This window comes from Corynebacterium kalidii (genome assembly GCF_022869005.1).
GTDB classification, from domain to species: Bacteria; Actinomycetota; Actinomycetes; order Mycobacteriales; family Mycobacteriaceae; genus Corynebacterium; species Corynebacterium kalidii.
Map to the genome: position 1 here is coordinate 71,021 of NZ_JALIEA010000007.1, position 15,792 is coordinate 86,812.

Annotated in this window: 15 protein-coding genes and 1 other RNA gene; 10 read left to right on the forward strand and 6 right to left on the reverse strand. The window is 68.7% G+C overall.

Going from position 1 to position 15,792, the window contains the following annotated elements:
* Positions 1 to 29 precede the first annotated feature (29 nt).
* The 7 genes from ftsE to paaK all read left to right on the forward strand — a co-directional run bounded on the left by ftsE (position 30) and on the right by paaK (position 6,151).
* Positions 30 to 719 carry a cell division ATP-binding protein FtsE gene (gene ftsE, locus MUN33_RS01435; RefSeq protein ID WP_244803134.1) on the forward strand — a complete coding sequence of 230 codons (690 nt, stop codon included), beginning with the start codon at positions 30 to 32 and terminating at the stop codon, positions 717 to 719.
* 14 nt (positions 720 to 733) lie between these two features.
* The gene (gene ftsX / locus MUN33_RS01440) at positions 734 to 1,636 is read left to right on the forward strand and encodes a permease-like cell division protein FtsX (protein WP_244803135.1); all 903 of its coding nucleotides are present in this window, start codon (positions 734 to 736) and stop codon (positions 1,634 to 1,636) included.
* A gap of 21 nt (positions 1,637 to 1,657) precedes the next feature.
* Entirely contained in the window at positions 1,658 to 2,209 is a 552-nt protein-coding gene (gene smpB / locus MUN33_RS01445; protein ID WP_244803136.1) for an SsrA-binding protein SmpB, read from the forward strand.
* 100 nt (positions 2,210 to 2,309) lie between these two features.
* Positions 2,310 to 2,687, forward strand: a transfer-messenger RNA (tmRNA) gene (ssrA, locus tag MUN33_RS01450).
* A gap of 380 nt (positions 2,688 to 3,067) precedes the next feature.
* On the forward strand, positions 3,068 to 3,967 hold the full coding sequence (locus MUN33_RS01455; RefSeq protein WP_244803137.1) for a cutinase family protein: 900 nt from the start codon (positions 3,068 to 3,070) through the stop codon (positions 3,965 to 3,967).
* Positions 3,968 to 4,080: 113 nt separating this feature from the next.
* Positions 4,081 to 4,668 carry a TetR/AcrR family transcriptional regulator gene (locus MUN33_RS01460; RefSeq protein WP_244803138.1) on the forward strand — a complete coding sequence of 196 codons (588 nt, stop codon included), beginning with the start codon at positions 4,081 to 4,083 and terminating at the stop codon, positions 4,666 to 4,668.
* Positions 4,669 to 4,837: 169 nt separating this feature from the next.
* Complete coding sequence (gene paaK / locus MUN33_RS01465; protein WP_244803139.1) at positions 4,838 to 6,151, forward strand: phenylacetate--CoA ligase PaaK; 1,314 nt, start codon at positions 4,838 to 4,840, stop codon at positions 6,149 to 6,151.
* 30 nt (positions 6,152 to 6,181) lie between these two features.
* On the opposite strand, the gene MUN33_RS01470 is transcribed toward paaK, so the two are convergent.
* The 5 genes from MUN33_RS01470 to paaZ form a co-directional block, all read right to left on the reverse strand.
* Complete coding sequence (locus MUN33_RS01470; RefSeq protein ID WP_244803140.1) at positions 6,182 to 6,865, reverse strand: potassium channel family protein; 684 nt, start codon at positions 6,863 to 6,865, stop codon at positions 6,182 to 6,184.
* Entirely contained in the window at positions 6,858 to 8,252 is a 1,395-nt protein-coding gene (locus MUN33_RS01475) for a TrkH family potassium uptake protein (protein WP_439647814.1), read from the reverse strand. Before MUN33_RS01475 ends, MUN33_RS01470 begins: the two co-directional genes overlap by 8 nt.
* Positions 8,253 to 8,334: 82 nt before the next feature.
* Positions 8,335 to 9,579, reverse strand: a complete 1,245-nt coding sequence (locus MUN33_RS01480; protein WP_244803166.1) for an MFS transporter — start codon at positions 9,577 to 9,579, stop codon at positions 8,335 to 8,337.
* A 213-nt stretch (positions 9,580 to 9,792) separates the two neighbouring features.
* Positions 9,793 to 10,233: a hydroxyphenylacetyl-CoA thioesterase PaaI gene (paaI, locus tag MUN33_RS01485; RefSeq protein WP_244803141.1), complete on the reverse strand. Its 441-nt coding sequence runs from the start codon at positions 10,231 to 10,233 to the stop codon at positions 9,793 to 9,795.
* Positions 10,233 to 12,368 carry a phenylacetic acid degradation bifunctional protein PaaZ gene (paaZ, locus tag MUN33_RS01490; protein ID WP_244803142.1) on the reverse strand — a complete coding sequence of 712 codons (2,136 nt, stop codon included), beginning with the start codon at positions 12,366 to 12,368 and terminating at the stop codon, positions 10,233 to 10,235. The genes paaI and paaZ overlap by 1 nt, the downstream gene beginning before the upstream one ends.
* A 120-nt stretch (positions 12,369 to 12,488) precedes the next feature.
* On the opposite strand from paaZ, the gene MUN33_RS01495 reads away from it, so the two are divergent.
* The 3 genes from MUN33_RS01495 to MUN33_RS01505 all read left to right on the forward strand — a co-directional run bounded on the left by MUN33_RS01495 (position 12,489) and on the right by MUN33_RS01505 (position 14,932).
* Entirely contained in the window at positions 12,489 to 12,887 is a 399-nt protein-coding gene (locus MUN33_RS01495) for a PaaI family thioesterase (protein ID WP_244803143.1), read from the forward strand.
* A 69-nt stretch (positions 12,888 to 12,956) separates the two neighbouring features.
* The gene (locus MUN33_RS01500) at positions 12,957 to 13,673 is read left to right on the forward strand and encodes a FadR/GntR family transcriptional regulator (RefSeq protein WP_244803144.1); all 717 of its coding nucleotides are present in this window, start codon (positions 12,957 to 12,959) and stop codon (positions 13,671 to 13,673) included.
* Complete coding sequence (locus tag MUN33_RS01505; protein WP_244803145.1) at positions 13,670 to 14,932, forward strand: CynX/NimT family MFS transporter; 1,263 nt, start codon at positions 13,670 to 13,672, stop codon at positions 14,930 to 14,932. Before MUN33_RS01500 ends, MUN33_RS01505 begins: the two co-directional genes overlap by 4 nt.
* Positions 14,933 to 14,961: 29 nt before the next feature.
* Here the strand turns inward: MUN33_RS01505 and MUN33_RS01510 are convergent, their stop codons facing one another.
* A complete protein-coding gene (locus tag MUN33_RS01510) occupies positions 14,962 to 15,783 on the reverse strand; it encodes a 3-hydroxyacyl-CoA dehydrogenase family protein (RefSeq protein WP_244803167.1) in 822 nt (273 codons plus the stop codon).
* Positions 15,784 to 15,792: the final 9 nt, after the last annotated feature.

A 15,792-nucleotide genomic window follows, 5' to 3' on the forward strand; every position in this document is an offset into this window, starting at 1 on the left:
TGTCACAGATGGTCGGGTACGGTAGCGACGTGATCACATTCGACAAGGTCAGCAAGACATACCGGACATCCACCCGGCCGGCATTGCAGGACATCTCGGTCGAGATCGGAAAAGGGGAGTTCGTTTTCCTCATCGGCCCCAGTGGGTCGGGCAAGTCGACCTTCCTGCAGCTGATGATCCGGAAGGAGGAGGTCGACGCCGGCAACCTGCACGTCGCCGACTTCCACGTCAACACCCTCCCCAGGCGGAAGACCCCCCAGCTGCGCCAGAAGATCGGGTACGTCTTCCAGGACTTCCGGTTGCTGCCGAACAAGAATGTCTACGACAACGTCGCCTTCGCCCTGGAGGTCACCGGCCGACGCCGCGACGCCATCGAGAAGTCCGTCCCCGAGGTCCTGGACATGGTCGGGCTGGCGGGCAAGAGCCAGCGCATGCCCGACGAACTGTCCGGCGGTGAGCAGCAGCGCGTCGCCATCGCGCGGGCCACGGTGAACCGTCCTCTCGTCCTGCTCGCCGACGAGCCGACCGGCAACCTGGACCCGGACACGTCCGCGGAGATCATGGCGCTGCTCAACCGCATCAACCGCGGGGGGACCACCGTCGTGATGAGCACGCACGACGACGTCGCCGTCGACTCCATGCGCCGTCGCGTCCTGGAACTGTCCAACGGGAAGCTCGTCCGCGACGACGCCCACGGCATCTACGCCGTCGGGCGATAGGAAGGAACACGACCATGCAGATCCGTTTCGTCCTCAAGGAAGCACTCGGCGGGCTGGCCCGCCACGTGACCATGACCGTCGCGATGGTCATCACCACCGCCATCTCCCTGGCGCTGCTGGCCACCGGCGTGCTCATCACCAACATGACCGCCGACACCAAGGAGCTCTACCTCGACCGCATCGAGGTCATGGTCCAGCTCGACGACGAGATCTCCGCCGATGACCTCGACTGCTCCAGCGAGGCGTGCCGGGACATCCGCGACACCCTCGACGCCGACGACGACGTCGAGTCGGTGACCTACCGCAACAAGGACCAGAGCTACCAGCGTTTCGTGGAGCTCTTCGGCGAGTCCGACCCCGTCCTGGTGGAGCAGACCTCGCGGGACGCCTTCCCCGCGGCGCTGCACGTGCGCCTCGCCGACCCGTTGGACACCAGCCCCATCGACGAGATCGCCGAGAAGCCGGGCGTGTCGACGATCGTCGACCAGCAGGACGACCTGCGCGGGGCGACGCAGAACCTCGACGCGGTACGTAACGCCAGCTTCGTGCTCGCCGCCGTCCAGGCCGTCGCCGCCGTCTTCCTGATCATGAACATGGTGCAGCTCGCGGCGTACTCCCGACGGCAGGAGACCAGCATCATGCGCATGGTGGGTGCGACCCGGTGGTACACCCAGGCGCCGTTCATCCTCGAGGCCGTGTTCGCCTCGCTCATCGGTTCGCTGCTGTCGGTCGGCGCGCTGCTGCTGGGCAAGACCTTCCTGCTGGACCAGGCGCTCGGTTCCCTGTACGACGCGAACCTCATAGCCAGGATCACCGGGGCGGACATCTGGCTGGTGTCGCCGTTCGTCGTCCTGGCGGGGGCGCTCGTCGCCGGGGTGACTGCGCAGGTCACACTGCGCTGGTACGTGAAGAAGTAAGCGGGTAGACTTCGTCGGGCTATGGCGAAGAAGAGCACACCGGTGGATTCCGGACGGAAAAAGGGCGAGAAGGCCGCCAAGTCGGGCAAAGCCGGCACGAAGAACGGCGGCCCGCTGGTTGTCGCCACCAACCGTAAGGCCCGCCACAACTACCGCATCCTCGACACCGTCGAGGCCGGTGTCGCCCTCGTCGGTACCGAAGTCAAGGCGCTGCGGCAGGGCAAGGCGTCCCTGGTCGACGCCTTCGCCACCATCGACGACGGTGAAGTGTGGCTGCGTAACCTCCACATCCCCGAGTACGCGCAGGGGACGTGGACGAACCACGCGCCCCGCCGGGTGCGGAAACTCCTGCTCCACCGTGGCGAGATCGACTCGTTGATGGGGAAGGTCCGCGACGGCAACAACACCCTGGTCCCGCTGCAGCTCTACTTCGTCTCCGGGCGTCTGAAGGTGGAGCTGGCACTGGCCACCGGTAAGCAGGACTACGACAAGCGTCAGGACATCAAACGCCGCACCGAGGAGCGCGAGGCCACCCGTGAGGTCGGCCGGCGGATCAAGGGAATACAGGGCTGAGCCGGCGGGTTGACCAGGGTAGCTCAACCGCAGTAGGATGAGTGATCCTGCCACCGCCGAGCTTTCCGGTGACAGGGATGCAGGACTGACGAAAGTCACCGGGGTCGATCAGGTTTCGACTTCGTGCATTGAGCCAGGGGAAGCGTGCCGGTGCAGGCTGGAGACCACCGTAAGCGTCGCGGCAACTCATAGGCGCCGAGAAGAACACTCAGCGCGACTACGCCCTCGCTGCCTAATCAGCGACCGCGTGTCTGTCAGCCCGGGTAGGTCCCTGACCCGGTCACTGGCATCAGCTAAGGGACTTGACGCTGCCGTCCTGTCGTTCGGGCGAGTAGCGGACATTTCAGAGCGACTGGGCTCATCATCCGGGCACGTCCGCATGACCCGGAGAGTCGAGCAGAGATGACCGCGGACTGCGCACGGAGAAGCCCTGGCGAGGTCGCGAAGGACCCGGGTTCAATTCCCGGCGGCTCCACTACAGGCACTTCCCCCGGTCACGCCGACCGGGGGTTTTGTCTGTCTGCGCAGGTGACAGGGGTGTTCTGTGCTGGACCAGGCAGCGGCAAATGGACGCCGTCAGTACCCTGTGCTGCCACGTCGTTGCCGCGGTGAGGCTTTCGTTGTCATGACATGACGCGCCCTGGGGGCAGGGCATTGCTTTATATAGCGCCCTTTGGGGCAGAGGGGCATTTCGGTCGGTACCCGACGCCGTTCCAACAGTGCCGTGGAGTTGGTCGAGCGTCGGGGTGGAGCAGCGTGGCCGGTTGTTCAGGGTTCAAGAGTCCCGCGAGGGACGGGACCGCCTATAATCTCTCCTGTTGTTTCATGTCGGGTCAGTAAACATCCCCAGGAGTATTCGTGCGCCTCACACGCCGTCACTGTTCCACCCGCCGTTCCGGTCTCCGTCCCCTCGTCAGTGTTGCAGCGGCAGCGCTCGCGCTGGCTGTCGTCGGTGCGCCGGCCGCTGCCGCCGTCGGTTTCTCCACCGGCGTCGTGGCCACGCCCGCGATCCCGCGGTGCGAGCCGGACATCGTGGTCATCGTCCCCGGTGGCGGCCAGTCGATGCCGGGGCTCCCGGACAACCTGCCTGTCGGTGCCTACACCTCGGACTTGGGCGCGCGGCTCGAGAAGTTCGGGACCTCCACGACGAGGACGGTCGGCTACAACACGGTGCCGTTCGTCTCCATGGCGTACACCGACAGCCAGGCGGACGGCATCGCCAAGACCCGTCAGCTCATCGCCCGTACGGCAGCCCAGTGCCCGTCGTCGACGATCAGCCTCACCGGTTACTCCCTCGGGGCGGACGTGGCCTCGCGCGTCGCCGCCGACATCGGCCATGGTCGCGGGCCGATCAGCGCGGACAGGTTCGGGTCCGCCGCGGTGATCTCCAGTCCCAACCGTGGGGCGGATTCCGTGGAAGGTGGGTCGGCCCGTGGTGGAGAGGGGGTCTTCGGGGCGCTCCCCGGTGGCTACGGTGAGCTCGCCGGGCGGGTCATGGACATCTGTGACCGCAACGACTACATCTGCAACTCCGATGAGCGCACGCGGAACACGCGGAGCCACGCCGACGAGCTCACTGAGATGACCGCCGTCGACCAGGCGGCGACGGGCAGTTCCGATGTCCGCGGGGCCGAGAGCAGGAGCATGGTCACCGAGGTTCCCTTCGGTCTCGTCCCGGGCCAGTATGCGCATGTCGCGAGCTACGCTGGACATGGCGGGGTGAATCCTGCGTACGGGTTCCTGCGAAGTAACTTCTGAGTCGCGTTCCCTCCGCGTCCGTACCTCGTCTGCCCGCTTCCGGGGGTTGGAGCGGTGTGTCGGCGCGCTGCGCCGGTACAGTCTGAGGAACGACGATGGTGAGGAGAGCGATTATGGTGGCCGAGGCCCGAGGGCGTAGCGCCTACGACCGTGAGACCGTCCTTCGTACATGCGTCGAAGTCTTCAACCGCCGCGGGTACGAGGCCACCAGCATGGGGATGCTGGCCAAGGAGCTGGGAATCTCGAAGGCGGGGATCTACCACCACGTGACCTCCAAGGAGGAGATCCTCGAGGTGGCGTCCGATCGGGCCCTGGCTGGCCTGGAGGCAGCACGGCACCGCTGCGAGTCGCTGGAGGGTACCTGGAGCGAGAAGCTGGCGTACCTGCTGCGGGAGTCGGTCCGCCTGGCGATCGACGACCGTCCCTACGTCGCCCTGTTGCTCCGACTCCGGGGGAATTCGCCGGTCGAACTCGCCGCCCTCGAACGACGACGGGAGCTGACCCGGTTCCTGGAGGACCTGATGGTCCGTGCCCAGGAGGCGGGGGAGATCCGCGACGACGTGGACGCCCGCCTCCAGGCGCGACTCCAGCTCGGCATGGTGAACTCCGTGGTGGAGTGGTTCGTGTCGGGCGGGGCGACGGGCGTGGGGGAGCTGCAGGACAACGTTGTGCAGCTGGTTTTCCGCGGTATCGCCGCGTAGGCGCCGGGGAGCCGTCACGTAGCCGCGCCGTAGCCGTCGCACGCCCGCCAGATAGTTTCGGCCCCGTTAGTGACATGGCTCATGTTTTGTGTAGGATAGCGACCATCCCATCTACCGACCGAACGGTCGGCAGGTACAGGGCGACCCACTGCGAGAAGAGATGGTGAGCATGACTGCGCTGATCACGAACCGTGCCGCCGGCGGCGGCCCGGAGCTGGACATTGAATACGCTTCCCGTGACGAGATCACGGCATTGCAGATCGACCGGACGAAGGCCACGTTACGGCACGTGTACTACAACGTGCCCCATTACCGGAAGGCCTTCACCGACCTCGGTGTGCACCCGGACGACTTCCGGGAGATGGCGGACTTGGCGAACTACCCCATGACCGAGAAGGAGGATCTCAGGCAGAACTACCCGTTCGGCATGTTCGCCGTGCCGCAGGAGCAGATCGCCCGTGTCCACGCCTCGTCCGGGACGACGGGACGTCCCACCGTGGTCGGCTACACCCACCGAGACATCGAAACGTGGTCGGAGCTGGTGGCCCGGTCACTCCGTGCCGGCGGAATGCGTCCCGGCGACAAGATCCAGGTCGCGTTCGGCTACGGACTGTTCACCGGCGGCCTCGGCGTGCACTACGGAGTCGAGAAGCTCGGCGCGACGGCGATCCCCACGTCCGGAGGCATGACGGAGCGTCAGGTCCAGATCATCCAGGACTTCCAGCCCGACGGCATCATGTGTACGCCGTCCTACATGCTCAACATCGTCGACCGGATGGTGAAGGAGGGGATCGACCCCGCGGAGACGTCCATCCGGGCCGGGATCTTCGGTGCTGAACCGTGGACCGCGGGCATGCGTGACGAACTGGAGAACGTCATGGGCATCACCGCCACCGACATCTACGGGCTGTCGGAGGTGATGGGGCCTGGGGTCGCCCAGGAGTGCGTCGAGACCCGCGACGGCCTGACCTTCTGGGAGGACCACTTCTACCCGGAGATCGTCGACCCGGAGACCGGCGAGCAGTTGCCGGACGGCGAGGTGGGGGAGCTGGTGATCACCTCGTTGACCAAGGAGGCGTTCCCCGTCATCCGCTACCGCACCCACGACCTCACCAGGCTGCTGCCCGGGACGGCCCGCTCGATGCGTCGTATCGACAAGATCCTCGCCCGCAACGACGACATGATCATCCTGCGCGGCGTCAACTGCTTCCCCTCGCAGTTCGAGGAGATCATCACCGAGCACACCGACCTGCGGCCCCGCTACCAGTGCGTCCTCGACAGGAAGGGGCGGATGGACACGCTGACCATCAAGGTGGAGGCCGCCGACGGACTCAGCGAACATCACCGCGACGACGCCGCGGCGTGGCTGAACCGTGAGATCAAGAACCGTATCGGTGTCTCGACGGCCGTCGAGGTCCTCGCGACGCTGGACACCGGGGAGGGCAAGGCCACGCGGTTGGTCGACAACCGGCCGAAGGCGTAGGACGCCGCCTGCTGCAGCCGGACCCCGCCGTCACCTGTTGGCGAACCGCTCCAGGTTCTCGGGGTTGCCGGCCACGATGATCTGGTCGGTGCGGCACAGCACCCGGTCGGAGTGGAAGGGCACCCATGCCCCGTCGGACCGGCGTACCGACACCACCCGCACGCCGTACCTCTCCCACAGGCGGTCGATGTCCACCGACGTCCCGACGAGGAGGTCTGGCGGGGTCAGCTTGATCATCCCGTAGTCCTCGTCGAACTGGGCGAAGTCCTTGAACCGGCCTCCGAGCAGGTGGGCCACGCGGCGTCCGGTGTCACGCTCGGGCCGTACGACGTGGTGGACCCCGACCTGTGTCAGGATCCTGGCGTGGGCGTCCGAGTCGGCCTTCGCCCAGATGCTCGGCACCTCCAGTTCGACCAGGTTCGATGCGGTGAGCACCGAGGACTCCAGGTCCGAGCCGATGCCGACAACCACCCGTTCGACCTCGTGGACGCCGAACTGCACCAGGGTCTCGCGGTCGGTGGTGTCGCCCACCGCGGCGTCGGTGAGGAAGCCGGAGCACTCCTGCACCGGCCGGGCGTCGGAGTCCATGCCGAGGACCTCGACCCCGTGGCAGGTCAGTTCCTCGGCGAGCGAGGCGCCGAACCGCCCCAGGCCGAGGACGACGACAGGTGGGAGGTCGATGCGTCCGCGGACGCGGCGTAGTGACTTAACCAATGAAGGGCCTCTCTTCCGGGTAGGTGAAACGACGTGCGCTGTTTCTCGCGGCGAGTGCGACGACGAGGGTGACCGGGCCTATCCTGCCCAGGTACATCAACGCGCACAGCACCAGCTGCGAGGCGGTGCCCAGGTCTGCGGTGATGCCGGTGGACAGTCCGACGGTCGCGAACGCGGAGACGACCTCGAAGGTCACCTGGTCGCCGGTGAACTGCGGCTCGAGCAGACGCACCGTCCCGACGGCGGCGACGACGAGTGCCACGCTCACCGCGGCGACCGTCAGCGCCTGGCGGACGACGGGTTGGCTGATGCTCCGGTGGCCGATGGTGGCGACACGTTGGCCCCTGACTTCGGCGACGATCGCGGCGACGAGCACCGCGACGGTGGTGATCTTGACGCCGCCGGCGGTACCGGCGGAACCGCCGCCGATGAACATCAGCAGGTCCGTCCCCATCAGGGTCACGGGGTGGAACTCGCCGTAGTCCAGGGAGTTGAATCCGGCGGTGCGTGGGGTCACCCCCTGGAAGAACGCGGCGAGGAGCCTGGTGCCTGTCGGCAGACCCGCCAGGGTGTTGTTCCACTCCAGGGCGGCGACCATGCCCACGCCGGCGACGACGAGGACCGCCGTCCCGGTCACCGTGACCCGCGTCGTGACCGACAGTCTCCGCAGGCGGTACGGGGTCCGTCGGACCGTCGCACGGAGGCGTCCCCACAGTTCGGCGATCACCGGGAAGCCGAGACCGCCGAGCATCAGGGCGGCGGCCAACGGCAGGATGATCCAGGCGTCGCCGACGTAGGGGACCAGGCTGTCGCTGCGCAGTCCGAACCCGGCGTTGTTGAAGGCGGACACCGCGTGGAACAGGCCTTCCCAGCATGCCCGGGGCAGCGGCATGCCGTAGGCCGAGGCGAACCTGGCCGCCGTGATCACCGTGACCGTCGCCTCGCACACGACGGTGATCAGCAGGGTCGCCAGCACTGTGCGGCCGATGTCGCCGGTGTTCAGCGAGCGGTTCTCGGCGCGGGTGAAGAGCCGGGAGCGTAGTCCGATGCGACCGGTGAGCAGCATGCCGGCCAGGGACGTCACGCTCATGATGCCGAAGCCGCCGATCTGGATGAGGGACAGGATGACGACCTGCCCGAGACCGCTCCAGTGCGAACCGGTGTCGACCACGACCAGTCCGGTCATCGTGACGGCGGAGGTGACGGTGAACAACGACGACACCAGGTCCGTCCCGTCGCCGGACGAGGACGCCACGGGCAGGCTCAGCACCACCGTGCCGACGGCGATGAGCGCGAGGAATCCGACGGCGACTGCCTGGGCCGGAGAGAGTCTGACCTGCGGTATCCGCAGGTCACGAACGTGTCGACGGGGACGACTGAATTCCACCGCTATGAGCGTAGTCCTGTGGGACGGTCTTTGGCCAGAGCCTGTCTGGGGCCGGTGTGGCCCGGTGTGGACCGGTGGGCGGTCACACCCGCAGGTCGCCCTTCTCGACGGACTTCGGGACGGCCCAGGCTGCCACGAAGGAGATGACGCACACGACCGCCAGGTACAGGCCGATCGTCCACGACCGGCCGGTCGAGTCGAGCAGCAGCTGGGCGATCAACGGTGCGAACGCCCCGCCGATGACCGAGCCGATCGCGTAGCCGATGGAGGTGCCGGAGTAGCGGACGCCGGCGGGGAACATCTCGGCGTACAGGGCCGGCTGGGGTGCGTAGCACGGTCCCAGCGCCATACCCAGGATCACCACGGCGAGGATGAACATGCCGGTGTCGCCGGTGTCGATCAGCGACCACATCGGAATCAGCCAGGCGATCAGCAGCGCGTAGCCGACCATGAAGGTCACGCGCCGTCCGATCCGGTCGGACATCCAGCCGCCGAGGAAGGTGAAGACCAGCCACACGGCGCCGCCGCACAGGGCGACGACCAGTGTGGCGGTCTTCGTCATCCCCAGTTCGGCGGTCCCGTAGGACGAGAAGAAGGCGATGATCATGTAGCCCACTGCGTTGGTGCCGGCGAAGATCAGGGCGGCCAGGACGACACCGCGCCAGTGGTACCGGAACAGTGAGCTCAGGGGCGCGGACGCCTCCTTCTTGCGGGCCTGCATCTCCACGAACACGGGGGACTCGTCGACGGCCCGGCGGATCACGTACCCGGTGAGGATCAGGATGATCGAGGAGAGGAACGGGATGCGCCATCCCCAGGAGAGGAAGGCCTCGTCGGACATGGAGCTGGTCAGCACCATCATGAAGGTGGTCGCGAGGATGAGGCCGAGCGGCACGCCGATCTGCGGGTAGGCGCCGAACCAGCCACGCTTCTCCCGTGGCGCGTGTTCGACGGCCATCAGGGCGGCGCCGCCCCATTCGCCGCCGGCGGACAGTCCCTGGAGGATGCGGAGCAGCACGAGCAGGATCGGCGCGCCGACACCGATGGAGGCGTAGGTGGGGAGGAGGCCGATCAGGGCGGTGGCGAGTCCCATCCCGACGAGGGTGAGGACGAGCAGGAGTTTGCGCCCGTAGCGGTCGCCCAGGTGGCCGGCGATCACGGCGCCGAGGGGGCGGAACAGGAAACTGATGCCCAGTGACGCCCAGGAGAAGATCTGGGCGAGGGTGCTCTGGGACCCGACGGGTTCGAAGAACAGGGGTGCGAAGACGAAGGCCGCGGCCTGGGCGTAGATGAAGAAGTCGTACCACTCGATGGTGGTGCCGACCATCGTGCCGGCGAGGACCCGGCGTTCCTCGCGACGGCGCTCGGGTGAGCGGAGGTCGGTGGGGCCGTCGGCGGGACGTCCGGTGTCGGTGGGTTCGGGCGCGGGCGTTGCGCCCGGGGTGAGTGTAGTCACGGGGGACTCCAGGGGGATTCGGTGGAGAGCAGGTGTGAACAGCTATGACAGGTACAGACAGGTACAGACAGGTACAGCCGGGGGCTACCCCGTGGCGACGACGCGTGAGGTGCCGCGGAACTGCGCGATGACCCGGCCGTCGCAGGTGAGTTCGACGTCGGTGATGCCGTTGCGTCCCCAGGTGTCGGACTGCACGGCGCGGCCGTGGATGCGTTGGCCCTCCTTGCCCGGTGCGATGTAGTGCATGGTGTTGAACGCGGCGACGGCGGGTCGGCCGCCGGAGTTGCAGGCGCCGGCGAAGAGGGAGTCGGCGAAGGCGTAGAGGAAGCCGCCGTGGGCGTTGCCGTGCCCGTTGCACATCTCGGGGCGCAGAACGAACTCGCCTTCGCACACCCCGTCCTCCAGTGCGGTGATGGTGACGCCGAGCAGCTGGGAGGCCCGGTCGTCGCGGAACATGGTCCGCACCCAGTCGAAGGCGGGGTCGTCGGCGACGCCGGGGGCGAGGATCGTCTCGGGTGTCGTCATCACTGCCCCCAGGTCGCGTAGGTGGTGTCTTCCTTCTCCACGAGGGTGAGCACGTCGTAGGTGGCCACGGTCTCGCCGTCCTGGTTGGTGATCAGGGCGTCCCAGCAGACCTCCCCGTAGTCGTCGGTGACGCGTGGGGTGATGCGCTTCGCCGTCAGCGTGACCCGGATGGTGTCGTCGTAGCTGACGGGGGTGATGAACCGCAGGTTCTCGAGTCCGTAGTTGGCGAGGACGGGTCCGGGGGCGGGTTCGACGAACAGTCCTGCGGCCCAGCTGACCAGCAGGTAACCGTGGGCGACGCGGCGGGGGAAGAAGGGGTTCGCGGTGGCGGCGGCCTCGTCGGTGTGGGCGTAGAAGGTGTCGCCGGTGGTGTCGGCGAAGTACCGGATGTCGTCCAGGGTGACCGTGCGCGGTTCGGAGACCAGCTGGTCGCCGATGCGCAGCTCCGTCAGAGACTTCCGGAAGGGGTGCACGCCGGTGCCGGCGTCGATGTCCTGCCGGGTGACGGTGTTCGTGGCGGCGCCGCGTACCCATTCCCCGGTGACGGCGGTGAGGTGGTCGGGGGAGCCCTGGACGGCGGTGCGCTGCATGAAGTGGGTGATGCCGCGGACGCCGCCGAGTTCCTCGCCGCCGCCGGCGCGTCCGGGGCCGCCGTGGACCAGGACGGGCAGGGGGGAGCCGTGGCCGGTGGAGCTCTTCGCGTCCTGGCGGTTCACCAGGTGGAGGCGCCCGTGCAGGGCGGCGATGCCGCGGGACACGGTGGCCGCGGTGTCCATGTCGTCGGTGACGAGGGAGGCCACCAGGGAGCCGCGGCCGAGGTTCGTCAGTTCGACCGCCTCGGTCACGTCCCCGGTGCCCTTGTCGTCGTAGCCGAGGACGGTGACCACGGGGCCGAAGGCCTCGGTGTCGTGGACGGCGGGTGTCCGCGGGTCGTCCACGGACAGGATCGTGGGGGAGAAGAAGGCGCCGCCGCGCGTCCCCTCGGGGACCCCGCCGCCGTAGCGGACGGTGGCGCCGGCGTCGACGAGGGACCGGACGGCGCCGGCGACGTCGGCCTGCTGGTCGGTGGAGACCAGCGGGCCCATCGTCGTGGCGTCGTCGCGGGGGTCGCCGAGGACGACCTTCTCGTCGAGCTTCGCGGCGAGGGCGTCGACGACGTCGTCGACGAGTGCCGACGGCACGACGGCGCGGCGGACGGCGGTGCATTTCTGGCCGGCCTTCGCCGTCATCTCGGTGAACAGGATCCGGATGTAGGCGTCGAACTCCGGGGTGCCCGGGGTGGCGTCGGGGGCGAGGATCGCGGCGTTGAGGGAGTCGGCCTCGGCGGAGAAGCGCAGGCCCTGGCTCTGGACCGCCTCGGAGCCGCGGAGGAGCCGGGCGGTGTCGGCGGAGCCGGTGAAGGCGAGGTGGTCGCGCTCGTCGAGGTGGTCGACCAGGTCCCGGCCGCCGCCGGTGATGAGCTGGAGCGACCCGTCGGGCAGGAGGCCGGACTCGGTCATGAGTCGGACGCACTCCACCGCGACAGGTGCGGTCTGGGTGGCGGGTTTGACGATCGACGGGACACCGGCGACGAAGGCGGGGGCGAACTTCTCGAGCATCCCCCAGACCGGGAAGTTGAAGGCGTTGACCTGTGCAGCCACGCCCGGGATCGCGGTGTGGATGTGACGGGCGACGAAGCTGCCGTCCCTGCTCAGGACCTCGACGGGGCCGTCGGGGATGACGTTGGTGTTGGGGAGTTCCCGCCGCCCCTTCGACGAGAAGGCGAAGAGCGTGCCGATGCCGCCGTCGATGTCGATGAGGTTGTCGCGGCTGGTCGTCCCGGTGGCGAAGGACAGCCGGTAGAGGCTGTCCCGTCGGTCGTTGAGGTGGAGCGCGAGGTTCTTGAGGATCAGCGCCCGCTCGTGGGTGGTGAGTTCGCCCAGGTGGCGTTGTCCGACGGTCCGGGCGTGGTCGACGGCGGCGGCGATGTCCACGGAGCCGTCGGCGACGGCCTGTGCGGTCGTCGCCCCGGTCGAGGCGTCGGTGACGGGTGTGACCCGCGCGCCGGGTGCGGACGGGTCGGGGGTGATCCACCGGTCGGCGATGTAGCTGGGCAGGGTGGTGACGTCGGCCTGTGCAGGTGCGGAAGCGGTCACGGGTGTCCTTTCTGCGGTACATGGTTACCGAACGATCGGTCGGTATGGGTATGGTATCGCACAGGAAAGAAGTGAGCCAACACACAGTTGGCGCGACGGAGGAGATCGGGAGGAGAACGGATGGACGACGGGATGTGGCGGATCAGGCTCGGTGAGCTCGACGAGAAGATGGGGGTGCGTATCCTCCGGGAGAGTCCGGAGGAGGTCGTGGCGACGATGCCGGTGGCGGGGAACCGGCAGTCGCTCGGACTGCTGCACGGCGGTGCCATGGTGGCACTGGCCGAGGCGGTCGGGTCGTGGGCGGCGCTGAAGCACGCCTCGCGTGAGGGTAGGGCGGTGGTCGGGGTGGACGTCAACGCAACGCACCACGCGTCCGCCCGGTCGGGGACGGTCACCGCGACGGCGGTCGCGATCCGGCTCGGACGCCGGGTCTGCTCCCACGAGGTGGTCGTCACCGACGACGACGGCCGGCGTCTGTGTACGGCGCGGATCACGAACCTCGTCGTGGACGCGGGGTGACCCGGGGCGTCTTCCCGTCATCATGTCAAATGTTGGACATTTGACATGATGACGGTAGGCTCCCCTTACATGGTCAGAATCGAATCACGGCAGACACTGTCCGAGCGCGTCGCCGGGCAGCTCCGGACCCGCATCTCGGAGGGCGAGTTCCCGGTCGGTTCACTGCTCCCCTCGGAGAACGCCCTCGCCGAGGACATGGGGGTGAGCCGCAACTGCGTCCGCGAGGCACTGCGCGCCCTGGTCCACTCCGGACTGCTCGGGGCCCGCGCCGGCTACGGGACCTTCGTCGTCTCCACCAGTGACGTCGCCCCGACCCTCGCCCGGCACGTCGGCGAGCACAGCCCGGAGACGCCGGAGGACGTCGCCGAGGTCCGCGCCATCCTCGAGCGGGAAGGCGCCAGGCTCGCCGCCGACAGGGCGACGGGCGAGCAGGTGGCGCAGCTGCAGGCGGCCCTCGCCCCGCGCCAGGAGGCGACGTCGCTCAGCGAGTACGCCCGTGCGGACATCGAGTTCCACCGGCTGCTCATGGAGGCCTCGGGGAACAGCCTGCTCGCCGAGCTCTACCGCGGTATCCGGGGGAACGAGCAGGCGCTCCTCGACTTCGTCGACCCGGCCGTCGACGTCGCCGACCGCGACAGCCGGCTGGTGGAGATCGACGACGGCCACCGCGCCGTCGTGGCCGCGGTCGCCGCCCACGACCCGCAGGGCGCGGCGGAGGCCGCGGACCGGACGGTCGCCCTCGTCCGGCGTTACGCGGCACAGCTCCGTGGGGAGGAGGTCGAATGAGTCCGGCGACTCCGGCGACTCCGGCGACTCCGGCGACTCAGGCAGCCCGCACCGTCCACGCCGCCGCGACGTCCCGACCGGTGCACGTCGCCGTCGTCGTCGCGGGCATCCTGCTCGTGGCCGGCAACCTGCGTGCCGCGATCACCAGTGTCGGCCCGGTCCTCGCCGGCATCGAGGACGATCTCGGTATCACGGCATCCGCGGCGTCCTTCCTGGTCAGTCTTCCGCTGCTCACGTTCGCCCTGGTCTCGCCGCTGGTGCCGCGACTGGCGCGTCGCGTCGGGATCGAGGGGCTCACCGCGGTCGGACTGGTGGTGCTCGCCGTGGGGCTGGTGCTGCGGTCGGTACCGCCCCAGGCGCTGCTGTGGGTCGGTACCGTCCTGGTGGGCGTGTCCATCGCCGTGCTCAACGTGGTGCTGCCGGCGTGGGTCAAACGCGACTTCCCGTGGAAGATCGGCCAGGTCACCGGTGCCTACTCGGCGGTGCAGTCCGGGTTCGCCGCCGTCGCCGCCGGGATCTCGGTCCCGGTCGCCGGCGCCACCGGTCTCGACTGGCGGCTGGCACTGGGCATGTGGGCGGGCCTGGCACTCATCGCCCTCGGTGTCCTCCTCCCGCAGTTGCGTGGCCAGACACGTGGGGGTGCTGGTGCGCCGGCACCGGAGGAGCGGCCCGACGGTGCACGGAACCGTCGTCCCCTGTGGAGAAATGCGCTGGCCTGGCAGGTCACCGCGTTCATGGGTCTGCAGTCGACGAACTTCTACATCCTCGTCACCTGGCTGGCCACGATCGAGACCGACGCCGGGGTCAGCGGGACGGCAGCGGGGACCCACCAGTTCCTGCTCAACGCCTTCGGGATCCTCGGGAGCATCATCTGCTCGGCGGTCATCACCCGGCTCCCGGACCAGCGTCTCCTCGCCGCCAACGTCTCGGTGATGCTGATGGTCGCGACGCTCGGAATCTTCCTGGCACCGGGGTGGACGGCCCTCTGGGCGGTCGTGGCGGGGGTCGGCGGAGGTGCCGGGATCGTGCTGGCACTGTCCCTGTTCGGGCTGCGTGCCGCCGACCACCACAGTGCGGCGTCGCTGTCGGGGATGGCGCAGTCCGTCGGGTACCTTCTGGCGGCCGCCGGCCCGGTCGCCGTCGGCGCGTTGCACGACGCCACCGGGTCCTGGACCCCGGCGATGGTCGTGCTGCTGGTCACGGAGTCGCTGCTACTCGTCTCGGGCGTCCTCGCCGGGCGGGACCGCACGGTGGACTGAGCCGGAAGCTCAGGCCAGCTCCGGCCTGTTCAGGCCGGGTACTCGTAGAAACCTTTCCCGGTCTTACGCCCCAGCTCCCCGGCAGCGACCTTGTCCCGCAGGATCCGGGGAGGCGCGAACCGCTCGCCGAGGGTGGACTCCAGGTACTCGGCGATGCCGAGGCGGACGTCGAGCCCGACGATGTCGGTCAGGGCCAGCGGGCCGACCGGGTGCCTGTACCCCAGGGTCATGGCGTTGTCGATGTCCTCGGCGGAGGCGACCCCCTCCTCGACCATCCGCATCGCCTCCAACGCGATCGCCACCCCGAGGCGGGACGACGCGAAACCGGGACGGTTCTTCACCACCACCGGTGTCTTCCCCAGGGCGGTGACCCACGCCGGGGCCAGTGCTGCGAGCTCCGCGGAGGTCGCGTCGGCGAGCACGACCTCGATCAGCTTCGAGGCCGGCACCGGGTTGAAGAAGTGCAGTCCGCACACCCGTTCCGGCTGCCCGGTGACGTCCCCGACCGCGGCGGCGAGGTCGTCGACGGACAACGACGACGTGTTCGTCGCGATCCAGGTGGAGTCCCCGACGACGGCGGCGGCACGGGTGAGCGCCTCGGTCTTGACCGCCATGTCCTCCGGGACCGCCTCGACGACCAGGCCGCATCCGGCGAGGTCCCCGGTGGTCTCGGTGACGGTGAGGCGGCCGGTCGTCTCCTCCGGTGAACCGGGGAGTTTGCCACGGTCGGCCGACGCCTGGACCTGGTCGGCGATCCGCCCGCGGGCGGCGGCGACGGCGTCCGGGGTGGCCTCCAGCACGGTCACGGTGCAGCCGGCGACGAGGAATGCGTGGGCGATGCCGGCGCCCATCCGTCCGCC

Bases quoted from the DNA above. Each gene is read 5' to 3' on its own strand.
- ftsX (WP_244803135.1), top strand. From the start codon at position 734: ATGCAGATCCGTTTCGTCCTCAAGGAAGCACTCGGCGGGCTGGCCCGC.
- smpB (WP_244803136.1), top strand. From the start codon at position 1,658: ATGGCGAAGAAGAGCACACCGGTGGATTCCGGACGGAAAAAGGGCGAG.
- MUN33_RS01460 (WP_244803138.1), top strand. From the start codon at position 4,081: ATGGTGGCCGAGGCCCGAGGGCGTAGCGCCTACGACCGTGAGACCGTC.
- paaK (WP_244803139.1), top strand. From the start codon at position 4,838: ATGACTGCGCTGATCACGAACCGTGCCGCCGGCGGCGGCCCGGAGCTG.
- MUN33_RS01480 (WP_244803166.1), bottom strand. From the start codon at position 9,579: ATGGTCGGCACCACCATCGAGTGGTACGACTTCTTCATCTACGCCCAG.
- paaI (WP_244803141.1), bottom strand. From the start codon at position 10,233: ATGACGACACCCGAGACGATCCTCGCCCCCGGCGTCGCCGACGACCCC.
- MUN33_RS01495 (WP_244803143.1), top strand. From the start codon at position 12,489: ATGGACGACGGGATGTGGCGGATCAGGCTCGGTGAGCTCGACGAGAAG.
- MUN33_RS01500 (WP_244803144.1), top strand. From the start codon at position 12,957: ATGGTCAGAATCGAATCACGGCAGACACTGTCCGAGCGCGTCGCCGGG.
- MUN33_RS01505 (WP_244803145.1), top strand. From the start codon at position 13,670: ATGAGTCCGGCGACTCCGGCGACTCCGGCGACTCCGGCGACTCAGGCA.
- MUN33_RS01510 (WP_244803167.1), bottom strand. From the start codon at position 15,783: ATGGGCGCCGGCATCGCCCACGCATTCCTCGTCGCCGGCTGCACCGTG.